This window comes from Pseudomonas sp. SBB6, from assembly GCF_024213215.1.
GTDB lineage: Bacteria > Pseudomonadota > Gammaproteobacteria > Pseudomonadales > Pseudomonadaceae > Aquipseudomonas > Aquipseudomonas donghuensis.
Window position 1 is genome coordinate 1 of record NZ_JANAVH010000024.1, and the last position, 16,284, is coordinate 16,284.

12 protein-coding genes, 1 tRNA gene and 1 pseudogene are annotated in these 16,284 nt (G+C 57.3%); all 14 read left to right on the forward strand.

Annotated features, from left to right (window positions below; translation table 11 throughout):
* A pseudogene (locus NLX68_RS26265) lies at positions 1-105 on the forward strand (elongation factor Tu); the annotation flags it as partial.
* Positions 106-158: 53 nt separating this feature from the next.
* A tRNA-Trp gene (locus NLX68_RS26270) sits at positions 159-234 on the forward strand.
* Between the two features lie 45 nt (positions 235-279).
* A complete protein-coding gene (secE, locus tag NLX68_RS26275) occupies positions 280-648 on the forward strand; it encodes a preprotein translocase subunit SecE (protein WP_010220293.1) in 369 nt (122 codons plus the stop codon).
* A 9-nt stretch (positions 649-657) separates the two neighbouring features.
* Positions 658-1,191 (forward strand): transcription termination/antitermination protein NusG, encoded by a 534-nt coding sequence (nusG, locus tag NLX68_RS26280; protein WP_010220294.1) that lies wholly within the window; start codon positions 658-660, stop codon positions 1,189-1,191.
* A 119-nt stretch (positions 1,192-1,310) separates the two neighbouring features.
* Positions 1,311-1,742 carry a 50S ribosomal protein L11 gene (rplK, locus tag NLX68_RS26285; RefSeq protein WP_017901523.1) on the forward strand — a complete coding sequence of 144 codons (432 nt, stop codon included), beginning with the start codon at positions 1,311-1,313 and terminating at the stop codon, positions 1,740-1,742.
* A complete protein-coding gene (gene rplA, locus NLX68_RS26290; protein ID WP_038606147.1) occupies positions 1,742-2,437 on the forward strand; it encodes a 50S ribosomal protein L1 in 696 nt (231 codons plus the stop codon). The genes rplK and rplA overlap by 1 nt, the downstream gene beginning before the upstream one ends.
* 200 nt (positions 2,438-2,637) lie before the next feature.
* Positions 2,638-3,138, forward strand: coding sequence for a 50S ribosomal protein L10 (gene rplJ, locus NLX68_RS26295; RefSeq protein WP_010220297.1), 501 nt, complete (start codon positions 2,638-2,640; stop codon positions 3,136-3,138).
* Positions 3,139-3,216: 78 nt separating this feature from the next.
* Positions 3,217-3,582 carry a 50S ribosomal protein L7/L12 gene (gene rplL, locus NLX68_RS26300; protein WP_007957596.1) on the forward strand — a complete coding sequence of 122 codons (366 nt, stop codon included), beginning with the start codon at positions 3,217-3,219 and terminating at the stop codon, positions 3,580-3,582.
* 219 nt (positions 3,583-3,801) lie between these two features.
* The gene (gene rpoB / locus NLX68_RS26305) at positions 3,802-7,875 is read left to right on the forward strand and encodes a DNA-directed RNA polymerase subunit beta (RefSeq protein ID WP_254286421.1); all 4,074 of its coding nucleotides are present in this window, start codon (positions 3,802-3,804) and stop codon (positions 7,873-7,875) included.
* A 64-nt stretch (positions 7,876-7,939) separates the two neighbouring features.
* Positions 7,940-12,139, forward strand: coding sequence for a DNA-directed RNA polymerase subunit beta' (gene rpoC / locus NLX68_RS26310; protein ID WP_254286422.1), 4,200 nt, complete (start codon positions 7,940-7,942; stop codon positions 12,137-12,139).
* Between the two features lie 210 nt (positions 12,140-12,349).
* Complete coding sequence (gene rpsL, locus NLX68_RS26315) at positions 12,350-12,721, forward strand: 30S ribosomal protein S12 (RefSeq protein WP_003186084.1); 372 nt, start codon at positions 12,350-12,352, stop codon at positions 12,719-12,721.
* A 122-nt stretch (positions 12,722-12,843) separates the two neighbouring features.
* Positions 12,844-13,314 (forward strand): 30S ribosomal protein S7, encoded by a 471-nt coding sequence (gene rpsG / locus NLX68_RS26320; RefSeq protein ID WP_008089143.1) that lies wholly within the window; start codon positions 12,844-12,846, stop codon positions 13,312-13,314.
* Positions 13,315-13,344: 30 nt separating this feature from the next.
* Complete coding sequence (fusA, locus tag NLX68_RS26325; protein ID WP_115085068.1) at positions 13,345-15,492, forward strand: elongation factor G; 2,148 nt, start codon at positions 13,345-13,347, stop codon at positions 15,490-15,492.
* Positions 15,493-15,522: 30 nt separating this feature from the next.
* On the forward strand, positions 15,523-16,284 hold a 762-nt coding region (locus NLX68_RS26330), incomplete at its 3' end, for an elongation factor Tu (protein WP_254286423.1).

Sequence of the window (16,284 nt, forward strand, 5' to 3'; positions counted from 1 at the left end):
GTTACCCTGATCAAGACCATCGCGATGGAAGACGGTCTGCGTTTCGCTATCCGTGAAGGCGGTCGTACCGTCGGCGCTGGTGTCGTAGCAAAGATTATCGAATAAGTAGTTGATTTCTCTCGATCAGGCCGACATAATGGTCGGCCTGATAAGCTTTTAGGTCAGTAGCTCAATTGGCAGAGCGACGGTCTCCAAAACCGTAGGTTGGGGGTTCGATTCCCTCCTGACCTGCCAGATTCACCTCGTGTGTCTGGCTTTCTTTTCACAGGATTTTCCTAGATGACTCCCAAGGCTGAAGCCCAAGACTCTCGTTTTGATCTGCTCAAGTGGCTGGCTGTTGTCGCTTTGGTAGTCGTTGGTGTTGTGGGTAATCACTATTACTCCGCCTCGCCGGTTCTGTACCGCGTACTCGCACTTCTCGTCTTTGCTGCTGTAGCTGGCTTCGTTGCCCTGCAGACCGCCAAAGGCAAGTCGTTCTTTGCGCTGGCAAAGGAAGCTCGCACCGAGATTCGTAAAGTCGTATGGCCAACCCGCCAAGAAACCACGCAGACCACGCTCATCGTAGTGGCGGTTGTCCTGGTGATGGCGTTGCTGCTGTGGGGTCTCGACTCCCTGCTCGGTTGGTTGATTTCCTTGATTGTTGGCTAAGGGTGTCCCGTGGCTAAGCGTTGGTACGTTGTGCATGCTTACTCGGGTTACGAGAAGCATGTCATGCGCTCGCTGATCGAGCGCGTAAAGCTGGCTGGCATGGAAGATGGCTTCGGCGAAATTCTGGTCCCCACTGAAGAAGTGGTTGAGATGCGCAATGGCCAGAAGCGCAAAAGCGAGCGTAAGTTCTTCCCAGGTTACGTGCTGGTCCAAATGGACATGAACGAAGGGACTTGGCACTTGGTCAAGGATACCCCTCGCGTCATGGGCTTCATCGGTGGTACTGCAGACAAGCCTGCGCCAATCACCGACAAAGAAGCCGAGGCCATTCTGCGTCGCGTTGCCGATGGCAGCGACAAGCCGAAGCCGAAGACGCTGTTCGAGCCGGGCGAAGTGGTCCGTGTTATCGACGGTCCGTTTGCTGATTTCAACGGTACCGTTGAAGAAGTTAACTACGAGAAGAGCCGGATCCAAGTGGCCGTGCTTATTTTCGGTCGCTCTACCCCGGTAGAGCTCGAGTTCAGCCAGGTCGAGAAGGTCTAGCCGAACAAAGCATCCCATACCCCGCAGCCCTATGTGCTGCGGGGTTTTGTCGTCACTGGGATAAAACGCAAGTCATCCGGGGAGCCTTCAGGCGTTCGTACCCGATATTGGAGTAGCTCATGGCTAAGAAGATTCAGGCTTACATCAAGCTGCAAGTAAAGGCCGGCCAGGCCAACCCAAGCCCACCCGTTGGTCCAGCACTGGGTCAACACGGTGTGAACATCATGGAATTCTGCAAGGCCTTCAACGCCCGTACTCAGGGTCAAGAAGCCGGCCTGCCGACTCCTGTGATCATCACTGTTTACAGTGACCGCAGCTTCACCTTCGAAACCAAAAGCACCCCTGCTTCGGTTCTGCTGAAGAAAGCAGCTGGCCTGACCAGCGGTTCTGCACGTCCGAACACCGTTAAAGTCGGTACTGTGACCCGTGCTCAGCTGGAAGAGATCGCAAAAACCAAAAATGCTGATCTGACCGCCGCTGACCTGGATGCAGCCGTGCGTACCATCGCCGGTTCTGCTCGCAGCATGGGCCTCAACGTGGAGGGTGTGTAATGGCTAAGCTGACCAAGCGCCAAAAGGCCATTGCTTCGAAAATCGAAGCAGGCAAAGTCTACAACTTCGAAGACGCAGCAGTGCTGCTGGCCGAACTGTCCACCGTGAAGTTCAGCGAATCCTTCGACGTTGCTGTCAACCTCGGTGTTGACCCACGTAAATCCGACCAGGTCGTTCGTAGCGCTACCGTGCTGCCACACGGCACTGGCAAGACCGTACGTGTAGCTGTCTTCACCCAGGGCCCTGCTGCTGAAGCCGCTCTGGCTGCCGGCGCTGACCGCGTTGGTATGGACGATCTGGCTGCCGAAATGAAAGGCGGCGACCTGAACTATGACGTCGTTATTGCTTCCCCGGACGCAATGCGTGTTGTAGGTCAGCTGGGTCAGGTTCTGGGTCCTCGCGGCCTGATGCCTAACCCGAAAGTCGGTACCGTAACTCCAGACGTAGCCACTGCGGTTAAAAACGCCAAGGCTGGTCAGGTTCGTTATCGCACCGACAAAAACGGCATCATCCACACCTCCGTTGGCAAAGTCGGCTTTGAAGCTGGCAAGCTGAAGGAAAACGTTGAAGCCCTGATCGCTGATCTGAAGCGCATCAAGCCAGCTTCCTCGAAAGGTATCTACGTCAAGCGCGTTACCCTGAGCACCACCATGGGCCCAGGTCTGGTCATCGACCAGAGCTCGCTGAACGCGTAAGACAAAGCCCGGTGCGAGCGATCGCACCAGGTTGAAAAAATTGGGGTCCCTGCCTGGCGGGGGCTATCCAAGACCGTAGGCGGCGCAAGCCTTAAACCTCAAGCCTACGCAGATGGTGCTCCCGGTTCCTTACCGAATCAGACACCAAAACGACATCCGGCTTCGGCCAGATGAAACGGTAACAAGCAGGAGTTAAACCCGTGGCAATTAAACTCGAAGACAAGAAGGCCATCGTCGCTGAAGTCAACGAGGCTGCCAAAGTCGCTCTGTCCGCTGTCGTGGCTGATGCCCGTGGTGTGACTGTAGGCGCAATGACCGGACTCCGTAAAGAGGCTCGTGAAGCTGGCGTATACGTACGTGTCGTACGTAACACCCTGCTCAAGCGCGCTGTTGCTGACACTGAATTCAGTGTCCTCAACGACGCCTTCACCGGCCCGACCCTGATCGCTTTCTCCAACGAACACCCGGGCGCTGCTGCTCGTTTGTTCAAAGAGTTCGCCAAGGGTCAGGACAAGTTCGAGATCAAGGCAGCTGCGTTTGATGGCAAGTTCCTTGCCGCTAACCAGATCGACGTGTTGGCTACCCTGCCGACCCGCGACGAGGCCATTGCGAAGCTGATGAGCGTGATCCAAGGCGCTACCAGCAAGCTGGCTCGTACCCTGGCAGCCGTTCGCGACCAGAAAGAAGCTGCTGCTGCCTAAGGCACCGCAAGCCCTTTCAAAATCATATGTTTAATTTGATGGCTGCGTAAGCTGTCACCCCAATACAGGATTCAAGTCATGTCTCTGACTAACGAACAAATCATCGAAGCAATCGGCCAGAAAACCGTTCTGGAAGTTGTTGAGCTGATCAAAGCAATGGAAGAAACCTTCGGTGTTACCGCTGCTGTTGCCGCTGCTGGCCCAGCTGCTGCCGCTGCCGTTGTTGAAGAACAAACCGAGTTCAACGTTGTTCTGGTTGAAGCCGGCGAGAAGAAAGTCAACGTGATCAAGGCCGTTCGTGAACTGACCGGTCTGGGCCTGAAAGAAGCCAAAGAGAAAGTTGACGGCGCTCCTCAGGTTGTCGCTGAAGGCGTTTCGAAAGAAGCCGCTGAAGACGCCAAGAAGAAGCTGGAAGAAGCAGGCGCTAAAGTCGAACTCAAGTAATTTCGACTTTGCGACTCCAGCCCGAGCGTTAAGCAAACGGCTGATGGCTGGTGGCTCTTGCCACCGGCCTTTTTCCGTTATTGGCAGCTGACCAGGTCGGCGCCGATAGCGAGCTGCAACCACCAATGATGGTGGCGCAAACCAAGGGGTTTGCACGATTTTCTGGCTGCTCCCGTCGGGAGAAGCCAAACAAGCAGGTGACCAAGCTGGGGAACGCTGATGGCTTACTCATACACTGAGAAAAAACGTATCCGCAAGGACTTTAGCAAGTTGCCGGACGTCATGGATGTGCCTTACCTCCTGGCCATCCAGCTGGATTCGTATCGTGAATTCTTGCAAGCGGGAGCGACCAAAGATCAGTTCCGCGACGTGGGCCTGCATGCGGCCTTCAAATCGGTTTTCCCGATCATCAGCTACTCCGGCAATGCTGCCCTGGAGTACGTTGGTTATCGTCTGGGCGAACCGGCTTTTGATGTCAAAGAATGCGTACTGCGTGGCGTGACCTACGCGGTGCCGCTGCGGGTAAAAGTCCGCCTGATCATTTTCGACAAAGAATCGTCGAACAAAGCGATCAAGGACATCAAAGAGCAAGAAGTCTACATGGGTGAAATCCCCCTGATGACTGAAAACGGTACCTTCGTAATCAACGGTACCGAGCGTGTTATCGTTTCCCAGCTGCACCGTTCGCCGGGCGTGTTCTTCGATCACGACCGCGGCAAGACGCACAGCTCTGGCAAACTGCTGTACTCGGCGCGGATCATTCCTTACCGCGGCTCGTGGCTGGACTTCGAATTCGATCCGAAAGACTGTGTATTCGTCCGTATCGACCGTCGTCGCAAGCTGCCTGCATCGGTTCTGCTGCGCGCTCTGGGCTACAGCACTGAAGAAGTGCTGGACGCTTTCTACACCACCAACGTCTTCCACGTGTCGGGCGAGAGGCTCAGCCTGGAACTGGTGCCTCAGCGCCTGCGTGGTGAAGTTGCGGTCATGGACATCCACGACGAAACCGGCAAGGTCATCGTCGAGCAAGGTCGTCGTATTACCGCTCGCCACATCAACCAGCTGGAAAAAGCTGGCGTCAAGCAGCTGGACGTGCCGCTGGAATACGTCCTGGGCCGCACTACCGCCAAGGCGATCGTGCACCCGGCTACCGGCGAGATCCTGGCTGAGTGCAACACCGAGCTGAGCACCGACGTCCTGGTGAAAATCGCCAAGGCCCAGGTTGTTCGCATCGAGACCCTGTACACCAACGACATCGACTGCGGTCCGTTCATCTCGGATACCCTGAAGATCGACTCCACCAGCAACCAACTGGAAGCGCTGGTCGAGATCTATCGCATGATGCGTCCTGGCGAGCCACCAACCAAGGATGCCGCCGAGACCCTGTTCAACAACCTGTTCTTCAGCGCCGAGCGTTACGACCTGTCGGCCGTTGGCCGCATGAAGTTCAACCGTCGTATCGGTCGCACCGAGATCGAAGGTTCGGGCGTGCTGAGCAAGGAAGATATCGTCGAGGTCCTCAAGACCCTGGTCGACATCCGTAACGGCAAAGGCATCGTCGACGACATCGACCACCTGGGTAACCGTCGCGTCCGTTGTGTTGGCGAGATGGCCGAGAACCAGTTCCGCGTTGGCCTGGTGCGTGTAGAGCGCGCGGTCAAAGAGCGTCTGTCGATGGCTGAAAGCGAAGGCCTGATGCCTCAGGACCTGATCAACGCCAAGCCGGTTGCGGCGGCGGTGAAAGAGTTCTTCGGCTCCAGCCAGCTCTCGCAGTTCATGGACCAGAACAACCCGCTGTCCGAGATCACCCACAAGCGTCGTGTCTCCGCACTCGGCCCTGGTGGTCTGACCCGTGAGCGCGCAGGCTTCGAAGTCCGTGACGTACACCCGACCCACTACGGCCGTGTGTGCCCGATCGAGACCCCTGAAGGTCCGAACATCGGTCTGATCAACTCCCTGGCTGCGTACGCTCGCACCAACCAGTACGGCTTCCTGGAAAGCCCGTACCGCGTGGTGAAAGAGGGCGTGGTTACCGACGACATCGTGTTCCTGTCGGCGATCGAAGAAGCTGATCACGTCATCGCCCAGGCTTCGGCCACGATGAACGAGAAGAAGCACCTGATCGACGAACTGGTAGCTGTTCGTCACCTGAACGAATTCACCGTCAAGGCGCCGGAAGACGTCACCCTGATGGACGTTTCGCCCAAGCAGGTAGTTTCGGTCGCAGCGTCGCTGATTCCGTTCCTCGAGCACGACGACGCCAACCGTGCGTTGATGGGTTCGAACATGCAGCGTCAGGCTGTACCAACCCTGCGTGCCGACAAGCCGCTGGTCGGTACCGGCATGGAGCGCAACGTTGCCCGTGACTCCGGCGTTTGCGTCGTGGCCCGTCGTGGTGGCGTGATCGACTCCGTCGATGCCAGCCGTATCGTGGTTCGTGTTGCCGATGACGAAGTTGAAACCGGTGAAGCCGGTGTCGACATCTACAACCTGACCAAATACACCCGTTCGAACCAGAACACCTGCATCAACCAGCGTCCGCTGGTGAACAAGGGTGACGCGGTTCAGCGTGGCGACATCATGGCCGACGGCCCGTCCACCGACATGGGTGAGCTGGCACTGGGTCAGAACATGCGCATCGCGTTCATGGCGTGGAACGGCTTCAACTTCGAAGACTCCATCTGCCTGTCCGAGCGTGTGGTTCAGGAAGACCGCTTCACCACGATCCACATCCAGGAACTGACCTGTGTGGCCCGTGACACCAAGCTTGGCCCAGAGGAAATCACCGCGGACATCCCGAACGTCGGTGAAGCTGCGCTGAACAAGCTGGACGAAGCCGGTATCGTTTATGTTGGTGCTGAAGTTGGCGCCGGCGACATCCTGGTCGGCAAGGTCACGCCAAAAGGCGAAACCCAGCTGACGCCGGAAGAAAAACTGCTGCGTGCGATCTTCGGTGAGAAGGCCAGCGACGTTAAAGACACCTCCCTGCGCGTGCCTACCGGCACCAAAGGTACCGTCATCGACGTACAGGTCTTCACCCGTGATGGCGTCGAACGCGACAGCCGTGCGCTGTCCATCGAGAAGATGCAGCTGGACGAGATCCGCAAGGACCTCAACGAAGAGTTCCGCATCGTTGAAGGCGCAACCTTCGAGCGTCTGCGTTCGGCTCTGAACGGTCAGGTTGTCGACGGTGGTGCAGGCCTGAAAAAAGGCACTGTGATCACCAACGAAGTCCTCGACGGTCTGGAGCACGGCCAGTGGTTCAAACTGCGCATGGCCGAAGACGCGCTGAACGAGCAGCTCGAGAAGGCCCAGGCCTACATCGTTGATCGTCGCCGTCTGCTGGACGACAAGTTCGAAGACAAGAAGCGCAAGCTGCAGCAGGGCGATGACCTGGCACCGGGCGTACTGAAGATCGTCAAGGTCTACCTGGCAATCCGTCGTCGCATCCAGCCGGGCGACAAGATGGCCGGTCGTCACGGTAACAAAGGTGTGGTCTCGGTGATCATGCCGGTCGAAGACATGCCGCACGACGCCAACGGTACTCCGGTCGACGTGGTACTCAACCCACTGGGTGTACCATCGCGTATGAACGTTGGTCAGATCCTCGAAACCCACCTGGGCCTGGCGGCCAAGGGTCTGGGCGAGAAGATCAACCGCATGCTCGAAGAGCAGCGCAAGGTCATCGAGCTGCGCAAGTTCCTCACCGAGATCTACAACGAAATCGGTGGTCGTCAGGAGCAACTGGAGACCTTCTCCGACCAGGAGATCCTGGACCTGGCGAACAACCTCAAAGGCGGTGTGCCAATGGCCACTCCAGTCTTCGACGGTGCCAAGGAAAGCGAGATCAAGGCCATGCTGAAACTGGCAGACATGCCAGAAAGCGGTCAGATGCAGCTGTTCGACGGTCGTACCGGCAACAAGTTCGAGCGTCATGTGACCGTTGGTTACATGTACATGCTCAAGCTGAACCACTTGGTGGACGACAAGATGCACGCGCGTTCCACTGGTTCTTACAGCCTGGTTACCCAGCAGCCGCTGGGTGGTAAGGCGCAGTTCGGTGGTCAGCGTTTCGGGGAGATGGAAGTGTGGGCGCTGGAAGCATACGGCGCGGCATACACCCTGCAAGAAATGCTCACAGTGAAGTCGGACGATGTGAACGGTCGGACCAAGATGTACAAAAACATCGTGGACGGCGATCACCGTATGGAGCCGGGCATGCCCGAGTCCTTCAACGTGTTGATCAAAGAGATTCGTTCGCTCGGTATCGATATCGATCTGGAAACCGAATAACACGTGACGCGAATCGGGAGCGTGGCTGAAAAGCCCGCTCCCTGCTCCGCCAGGAGGAAAGGCCTTGAAAGACCTACTGAATTTGCTGAAAAACCAGGGTCAAGTCGAAGAGTTCGACGCCATCCGTATCGGATTGGCCTCGCCTGAGATGATCCGTTCGTGGTCGTTCGGTGAAGTTAAAAAGCCGGAAACCATCAACTACCGTACGTTCAAACCTGAGCGTGACGGCCTGTTCTGCGCCAAGATCTTTGGCCCAGTCAAGGACTACGAGTGCCTGTGCGGTAAGTACAAGCGCCTGAAGCACCGCGGCGTGATCTGCGAGAAGTGCGGCGTTGAAGTCGCCCTGGCCAAGGTTCGCCGTGAGCGCATGGCGCACATCGAACTGGCCTCGCCGGTTGCCCACATCTGGTTCCTGAAGTCGCTGCCGTCCCGTATCGGCTTGCTGATGGACATGACCCTGCGTGATATCGAACGCGTTCTCTACTTCGAGAGCTATGTCGTTATCGACCCGGGCATGACCACCCTGGAAAAAGGCCAGCTGCTCAACGACGAGCAGTACTTCGAAGCGCTGGAAGAGTTCGGCGATGACTTCGACGCCCGCATGGGTGCCGAGGCTGTCCGCGAGCTGCTGCACGCTATCGACCTGGAACACGAGATCGGTCGCCTGCGCGAAGAGATTCCGCAGACCAACTCGGAAACCAAGATCAAGAAGCTGTCCAAGCGTCTGAAGCTGATGGAAGCCTTCCAGGGCTCGGGCAACCTGCCTGAGTGGATGGTCCTGACCGTTCTGCCGGTTCTGCCGCCAGACCTGCGTCCATTGGTTCCGCTGGATGGCGGTCGCTTCGCGACTTCCGACCTGAACGACCTGTATCGTCGAGTGATCAACCGTAACAACCGTCTGAAGCGCCTGCTCGACCTGTCCGCGCCGGACATCATCGTGCGCAACGAAAAGCGCATGCTGCAAGAAGCGGTCGACGCCTTGCTGGATAACGGCCGTCGCGGTCGTGCCATCACCGGCTCGAACAAGCGTCCTCTGAAATCCCTGGCCGACATGATCAAGGGTAAGCAGGGTCGTTTCCGTCAGAACTTGCTCGGTAAGCGTGTTGACTACTCCGGCCGTTCGGTAATTACCGTAGGTCCGACCCTGCGTCTGCACCAGTGCGGTCTGCCGAAGAAGATGGCTCTCGAGCTGTTCAAGCCGTTCATTTTCGGCAAGCTGGAAATGCGTGGTCTGGCGACCACCATCAAGGCCGCCAAGAAGATGGTCGAGCGCGAGCTGCCAGAGGTTTGGGACGTTCTCGCCGAAGTGATTCGCGAACACCCCGTACTGCTCAACCGTGCACCGACCCTTCACCGTCTGGGTATCCAGGCCTTTGAACCGGTACTGATCGAAGGTAAGGCTATCCAGCTGCACCCGCTGGTCTGTGCTGCGTACAACGCCGACTTCGACGGTGACCAGATGGCCGTTCACGTGCCGCTGACGCTGGAAGCCCAGCTTGAAGCGCGCGCGCTGATGATGTCGACCAACAACATCCTGTCGCCAGCCAACGGTGAGCCAATCATCGTTCCGTCGCAGGACGTTGTACTGGGTCTGTACTACATGACCCGTGAAGCCATCAACGCCAAGGGCGAAGGTCGCGTATTCGCCGACCTGCAGGAAGTCGACCGCGTATTCCGCGCCGGCGAAGCTGCCCTGCACGCCAAGATCAAGGTTCGTATCAACGAAACCGTTAACGATCGTGATGGCGGCAGCGTCAAGAACACCCGTATCGTCGACACCACTGTCGGCCGTGCGCTGCTGTTCCAGGTTGTACCACCAGGTCTGTCGTACGACGTGGTCAACCAGCCAATGAAGAAAAAGGCGATCTCCAAGCTGATCAACCAGTGCTACCGCGTGGTTGGTCTGAAAGAGACCGTGATCTTCGCTGACCAGCTGATGTACACCGGTTTTGCCTACTCGACCATCTCCGGCGTTTCCATCGGTGTTAACGACTTCGTTATCCCGGATGAAAAAGCCCGCATCATCGGTACCGCTACCGACGAAGTGAAAGAGATCGAGAGCCAGTACGCTTCCGGCCTGGTAACCCAGGGCGAGAAGTACAACAAAGTCATCGACTTGTGGTCCAAGGCGAACGACGAAGTCTCCAAGGCGATGATGGCCAACCTCTCGAAAGAGAAAGTCATCGACCGCAATGGCGATGAAGTCGAGCAAGAGTCCTTCAACTCGATGTACATGATGGCTGACTCCGGTGCCCGGGGTTCGGCAGCTCAGATTCGTCAGCTGGCCGGTATGCGTGGTCTGATGGCCAAGCCGGACGGCTCGATCATCGAGACGCCGATCACCGCGAACTTCCGTGAAGGTCTGAGCGTACTCCAGTACTTCATCTCGACTCACGGTGCTCGTAAGGGTCTGGCGGATACCGCGTTGAAAACCGCGAACTCCGGTTACCTGACTCGTCGTCTGGTAGACGTTGCCCAGGATCTGGTGGTTACCGAGATCGACTGCGGCACCGAGCAAGGCCTGCTGATGACGCCGCACATTGAAGGCGGCGACGTTGTAGAGCCACTGGGTGAGCGTGTGCTGGGTCGTGTTATCGCCCGTGACGTGTTCAAGCCAGGCACCGACGACGTTATCGTTCCGGCCGGTACCCTGGTCGACGAGAAGTGGGTCGAGTTCATCGAGCTGAACAGCATCGACGAAGTGATCGTGCGTTCGCCGATCAGCTGCGAAACCCGCTATGGCATCTGCGCCAAGTGCTACGGTCGCGACCTGGCTCGCGGTCACCAGGTGAACATCGGTGAAGCTGTCGGCGTTATCGCTGCCCAGTCGATCGGTGAGCCGGGTACCCAGCTGACCATGCGTACGTTCCACATCGGTGGTGCTGCAAGCCGGACCTCGGCTGCCGACAGCGTCCAGGTGAAGAACGGCGGTATGGTTCGCCTGCACAACCTGAAACAGGTTGAGCGTGCCGACGGTAACCTGGTGGCCGTATCGCGTTCCGGTGAGTTGGCGATTGCCGACGAATTCGGTCGTGAGCGTGAGCGCTACAAGCTGCCTTACGGTGCAGTGATTTCGGTGAAGGAAGGCGACAAGGTCGACGCTGGCGCAATCGTCGCCAAGTGGGACCCGCACACCCACCCGATCGTTACCGAAATGAAAGGTACCGTGACCTTCGTGGGCATGGAAGAAGGCATCACCATCAAGCGTCAGACTGACGAATTGACTGGTTTGACCAACATTGAAGTTCTGGACGTCAAAGACCGTCCGGCTGCAGGTAAGGAAATCCGTCCTGCAATCAAGATGGTCGACGCCAATGGCAAGGATCTGCTGCTGCCAGGTACCGACGTACCGGCTCAGTACTTCCTGCCGGCCAACGCCCTGGTCGGTGTGGCTGACGGTGCCCAGATCGGCGTCGGTGACGTTATCGCGCGTATCCCGCAAGAAACGTCGAAGACCCGTGACATCACCGGTGGTCTGCCGCGGGTTGCCGACTTGTTCGAAGCCCGTCGTCCGAAAGAAGCCTCGATTCTGGCTGAAGTCAGCGGCACCATCGCCTTCGGTAAAGAGACCAAGGGCAAGCGCCGTCTGGTCATCACCCCGAACGACGGTAGCGATCCGTACGAAGAGCTGATTCCGAAGTGGCGTCACCTGAACGTCTTCGAAGGCGAGCAAGTGAACCGCGGCGAAGTTATCTCCGACGGTCCGAGCGATCCGCACGACATCCTGCGTCTGCTGGGTGTCAGCGCGCTGGCCAAGTACATCGTCAACGAGATTCAGGACGTTTACCGTCTGCAAGGCGTTAAGATCAACGACAAGCACATCGAAACCATCCTGCGTCAGATGCTGCGCAAGGTCGAGATTGCCGAGTCGGGTGACTCCAGCTTCATCAAGGGCGACCAGATGGAACTGACCCATGTACTGGTAGAGAACGAGCGCCTTGGCGCGGAAGACAAGTTTGTCTCCAAGTTCACTCGCGTACTGCTGGGTATCACCAAGGCCTCGCTGTCCACCGAATCGTTCATCTCGGCGGCTTCCTTCCAGGAAACCACCCGCGTACTGACCGAAGCGGCGGTAACCGGCAAGCGCGATTACCTGCGCGGCCTGAAAGAAAACGTGGTCGTGGGTCGTCTGATCCCGGCCGGTACCGGTCTGGCCTACCACAGCGAGCGCAAGCGTCGCCGTGATGCCGACAAGCCGCTGCGCGTAAGTGCCAGTGAGGTGGAAGCCGCACTGACTGAAGCGCTGAATTCCAGCGGTAACTGAAAGTAGGATAGGGCCCCGGCAAACCTGTTTTGGCCATCGGCGACATAATTTGTTGCCGATGACCGGAAGGGGAGGGCCGGGGCCTTGTCTTGACTGGGGGCAAGATCCTCTTTAGACTCTTGTACCCCTAAATTTGGTGGGACTCCGTCCTGCCAATTTTTGCTTTTCTTGCAAGACAATAGCGTCGCAAGACAACAGTGGAGCTAGTAGATGGCAACTATCAACCAGCTGGTACGTCAGCCGCGTAAGCGTATCGTCGAGAAATCCGACGTTCCTGCGCTGCAGAACTGCCCGCAACGTCGTGGCGTGTGCACCCGTGTGTACACCACCACGCCGAAAAAACCTAACTCGGCACTGCGTAAAGTTTGCCGTGTGCGTCTGACCAACGGTTTCGAGGTTTCCTCGTACATCGGTGGTGAAGGCCACAACCTGCAAGAGCACAGCGTCGTCCTGATCCGTGGCGGCCGTGTAAAAGACTTGCCAGGTGTTCGTTACCACACCGTTCGCGGCTCCCTGGATACCTCCGGCGTTAAAGGTCGTAACCAAGGTCGTTCGAAGTACGGTACCAAGCGTCCGAAGTAATCGGCCGTTTGCAGCAGTTTGCAGTTATTCATTTTATTGAGTCGATAAGAGTAAGGTCGGGCACGCACCCTTAGGGGGGGCACTGTCCCGGGCTAACCTGAAGACCGTTTGAGGGCTTATCAATGCCAAGACGTCGTGTAGCAGCCAAGCGTGAGATTCTGGACGATCCAAAATACGGAAGCCAGATCCTCGCCAAGTTCATGAACCACGTGATGGAAAGCGGCAAAAAAGCCGTTGCCGAGCGTATCGTTTACGGTGCGCTGGACAAGGTCAAAGAACGCAAGAACAGCGATCCCCTGGAAATCTTCGAGAAAGCTCTCGACGCCATCGCTCCGCTGGTCGAAGTTAAGTCGCGCCGTGTTGGCGGTGCCACTTACCAGGTTCCTGTTGAAGTTCGTCCATCCCGTCGTAACGCCCTGGCAATGCGCTGGTTGGTAGACTACGCCCGCAAGCGTGGCGAGAAGTCCATGGCTCTGCGCCTGGCCGGCGAGCTGCTGGATGCTGCTGAAGGCAAAGGTGCTGCAGTCAAGAAGCGTGAAGACGTACACCGTATGGCCGAAGCCAACAAAGCGTTCTCGCACTACCGCTTCTAATTCAGGCATCACTATTTTTGCGAGGGCTCTATGGCTCGTACTACACCAATCAACCGCTACCGTAACATTGGTATTTGCGCGCACGTTGATGCGGGCAAAACTACCACTACCGAGCGGATCCTGTTCTACACAGGCCTGAGCCACAAGATGGGCGAGGTGCATGACGGCGCCGCGACCACCGACTGGATGGTGCAGGAGCAGGAGCGGGGTATTACCATTACCTCCGCTGCTGTCACCACCTTCTGGAAGGGCTCCAAAGGTCAGTATGACAACTATCGCGTAAACGTCATCGATACCCCCGGCCACGTTGACTTCACCATTGAAGTAGAACGTTCGCTGCGCGTACTCGACGGCGCGGTCGTTGTTTTCTGCGGCACCTCCGGTGTTGAGCCTCAGTCCGAAACCGTATGGCGTCAAGCCAACAAATACGGCGTTCCACGTGTTGTTTACGTGAACAAGATGGACCGTGCTGGCGCCAACTTCCTGCGCGTCGTAGGCCAGATCAAGAACCGTCTGGGTCACACCCCGGTTCCTGTTCAGCTGGCTATCGGTTCGGAAGATAACTTCCAGGGTCAGGTCGACCTGATCAAGATGAAGGCTATCTACTGGAACGACGACGACAAAGGCACTACCTACCGTGAGGAAGAGATTCCTGCGGACATGCTCGAGCTGGCCGAAGAATGGCGCGCGAACATGGTAGAAGCTGCTGCCGAAGCCAACGAAGAGCTGATGAACAAGTACCTTGAAGAAGGTGAGCTGTCGGTCGAAGAGATCAAAGCCGGTCTGCGTGCGCGCACCCTGGCCAGCGAGATCGTTCCGGCCGTCTGCGGTTCGTCGTTCAAGAACAAGGGTGTTCCCCTGGTTCTCGACGCCGTTATCGACTTCCTACCTGCTCCGACCGAGATTCCTGCGATCAAGGGTATTCACCCTGACCTGATCGAGAAGCCGAAGGACGAGCTGGTCGAGGCCGACTACGACGAGCGTCACGCCGACGACAACGAGCCGTTCTCGGCTCTGGCGTTCAAGATTGCTACCGACCCGTTCGTGGGTACCCTGACTTTCGTGCGCGTTTACTCGGGCATGCTGCAGTCTGGCGACTCCGTGATCAACTCGGTCAAGGGCAAGAAAGAGCGCGTTGGTCGTATGGTGCAGATGCACGCCAACCAGCGTGAAGAGATCAAAGAAGTACTGGCAGGCGACATCGCTGCTCTGATCGGCATGAAGGACGTCACCACTGGTGACACCCTGTGCAACGCCGACAAGCCGATCATCCTCGAGCGTATGGACTTCCCAGAGCCTGTGATCTCGGTTGCTGTTGAGCCGAAGACCAAGCAAGACCAGGAAAAGATGGGTATCGCACTGGGCAAGCTGGCTCAGGAAGACCCGTCGTTCCGCGTCAAGACCGACGAAGAAACCGGCCAGACCATCATCTCCGGTATGGGTGAGCTTCACCTGGACATCCTCGTTGACCGCATGAAGCGCGAGTTCAACGTCGAAGCCAACATCGGTAAGCCGCAGGTTTCGTACCGCGAGCAGATCACCAAGGACAACGTCGAGATCGAAGGTAAGTTCGTTCGTCAGTCCGGTGGTCGCGGTCAGTTCGGTCACTGCTGGATTCGCTTCTCGCAGCCAACAGTGGACGCACAAGGCAACATCACCGAAGGCCTGGAATTCACCAACGAGGTTGTAGGTGGTGTGGTTCCTAAGGAATACATCCCGGCGATCCAGAAGGGTATCGAAGAGCAGATGAAGAACGGCATCGTTGCCGGCTATCCGCTGATCGGCCTGAAGGCAACCGTGTTTGATGGTTCCTACCACGACGTCGACTCCAACGAGATGGCGTTCAAGGTGGCGGCCTCCATGGCGACCAAGCAACTGGCTGCCAAAGGCGGCGGTAAAGTGCTTGAGCCGATCATGAAGGTAGAAGTTGTGACCCCTGAGGACTACATGGGTGACGTGATGGGTGACCTGAACCGTCGTCGTGGTCTGATCCAGGGTATGGAAGATTCGGTGTCCGGCAAGGTTGTCCGTGCTGAAGTTCCGCTCGGAGAAATGTTCGGTTATGCGACCGACGTTCGTTCCATGTCTCAGGGTCGCGCGAGCTACTCCATGGAATTCTCCAAATACGCCGAAGCTCCGTCGAATATCGTCGAAGCACTCGTTAAAAAACAAGGCTAATCCAGCCCTTTAGGCAAGAGGTTCACTGTCGTGGCTAAAGAAAAATTTGATCGTTCCCTTCCGCACGTCAACGTTGGCACCATCGGTCACGTTGACCACGGTAAAACCACTCTGACCGCAGCTCTGACTCGCGTCTGCTCCGAAGTTTTCGGTTCGGCCGTTGTTGACTTCGACAAGATCGACAGCGCTCCAGAAGAGAAAGCTCGCGGTATCACCATCAACACCGCACACGTCGAGTACAACTCGAAGATTCGTCACTACGCTCACGTCGACTGCCCAGGTCACGCTGACTACGTGAAGAACATGATCACCGGTGCTGCCCAGATGGACGGCGCGATCCTGGTTTGCTCGGCCGCCGATGGTCCGATGCCGCAAACCCGTGAGCACATCCTGCTGTCCCGTCAGGTAGGCGTTCCGTACATCGTGGTCTTCCTGAACAAGGCTGACCTGGTAGACGACGCTGAGCTGCTGGAACTGGTCGAGATGGAAGTTCGCGACCTGCTGTCCACCTACGACTTCCCAGGCGACGACACTCCGATCATCATCGGTTCGGCTCGTATGGCGCTGGAAGGCAAAGACGACAACGAAATGGGCACCACCGCTGTCAAGAAGCTGGTTGAGACTCTGGATGCCTACATCCCAGAGCCTGAGCGCGCTATCGACAAGCCGTTCCTGATGCCAATCGAAGACGTATTCTCGATCTCGGGTCGTGGTACCGTTGTTACCGGTCGTATCGAGCGTGGTATCGTCCGCGTTCAAGACGCCCTGGAAATCGTTGGTCTGCGTGACACC

Excerpts from the sequence above, each read along its gene's own strand:
- rplL (WP_007957596.1), top strand. The coding sequence starts at position 3,217 with ATGTCTCTGACTAACGAACAAATCATCGAAGCAATCGGCCAGAAAACC.
- rplK (WP_017901523.1), top strand. The coding sequence starts at position 1,311 with ATGGCTAAGAAGATTCAGGCTTACATCAAGCTGCAAGTAAAGGCCGGC.
- rpsL (WP_003186084.1), top strand. The coding sequence starts at position 12,350 with ATGGCAACTATCAACCAGCTGGTACGTCAGCCGCGTAAGCGTATCGTC.
- secE (WP_010220293.1), top strand. The coding sequence starts at position 280 with ATGACTCCCAAGGCTGAAGCCCAAGACTCTCGTTTTGATCTGCTCAAG.
- rpoB (WP_254286421.1), top strand. The coding sequence starts at position 3,802 with ATGGCTTACTCATACACTGAGAAAAAACGTATCCGCAAGGACTTTAGC.
- fusA (WP_115085068.1), top strand. The coding sequence starts at position 13,345 with ATGGCTCGTACTACACCAATCAACCGCTACCGTAACATTGGTATTTGC.
- rplA (WP_038606147.1), top strand. The coding sequence starts at position 1,742 with ATGGCTAAGCTGACCAAGCGCCAAAAGGCCATTGCTTCGAAAATCGAA.
- rpsG (WP_008089143.1), top strand. The coding sequence starts at position 12,844 with ATGCCAAGACGTCGTGTAGCAGCCAAGCGTGAGATTCTGGACGATCCA.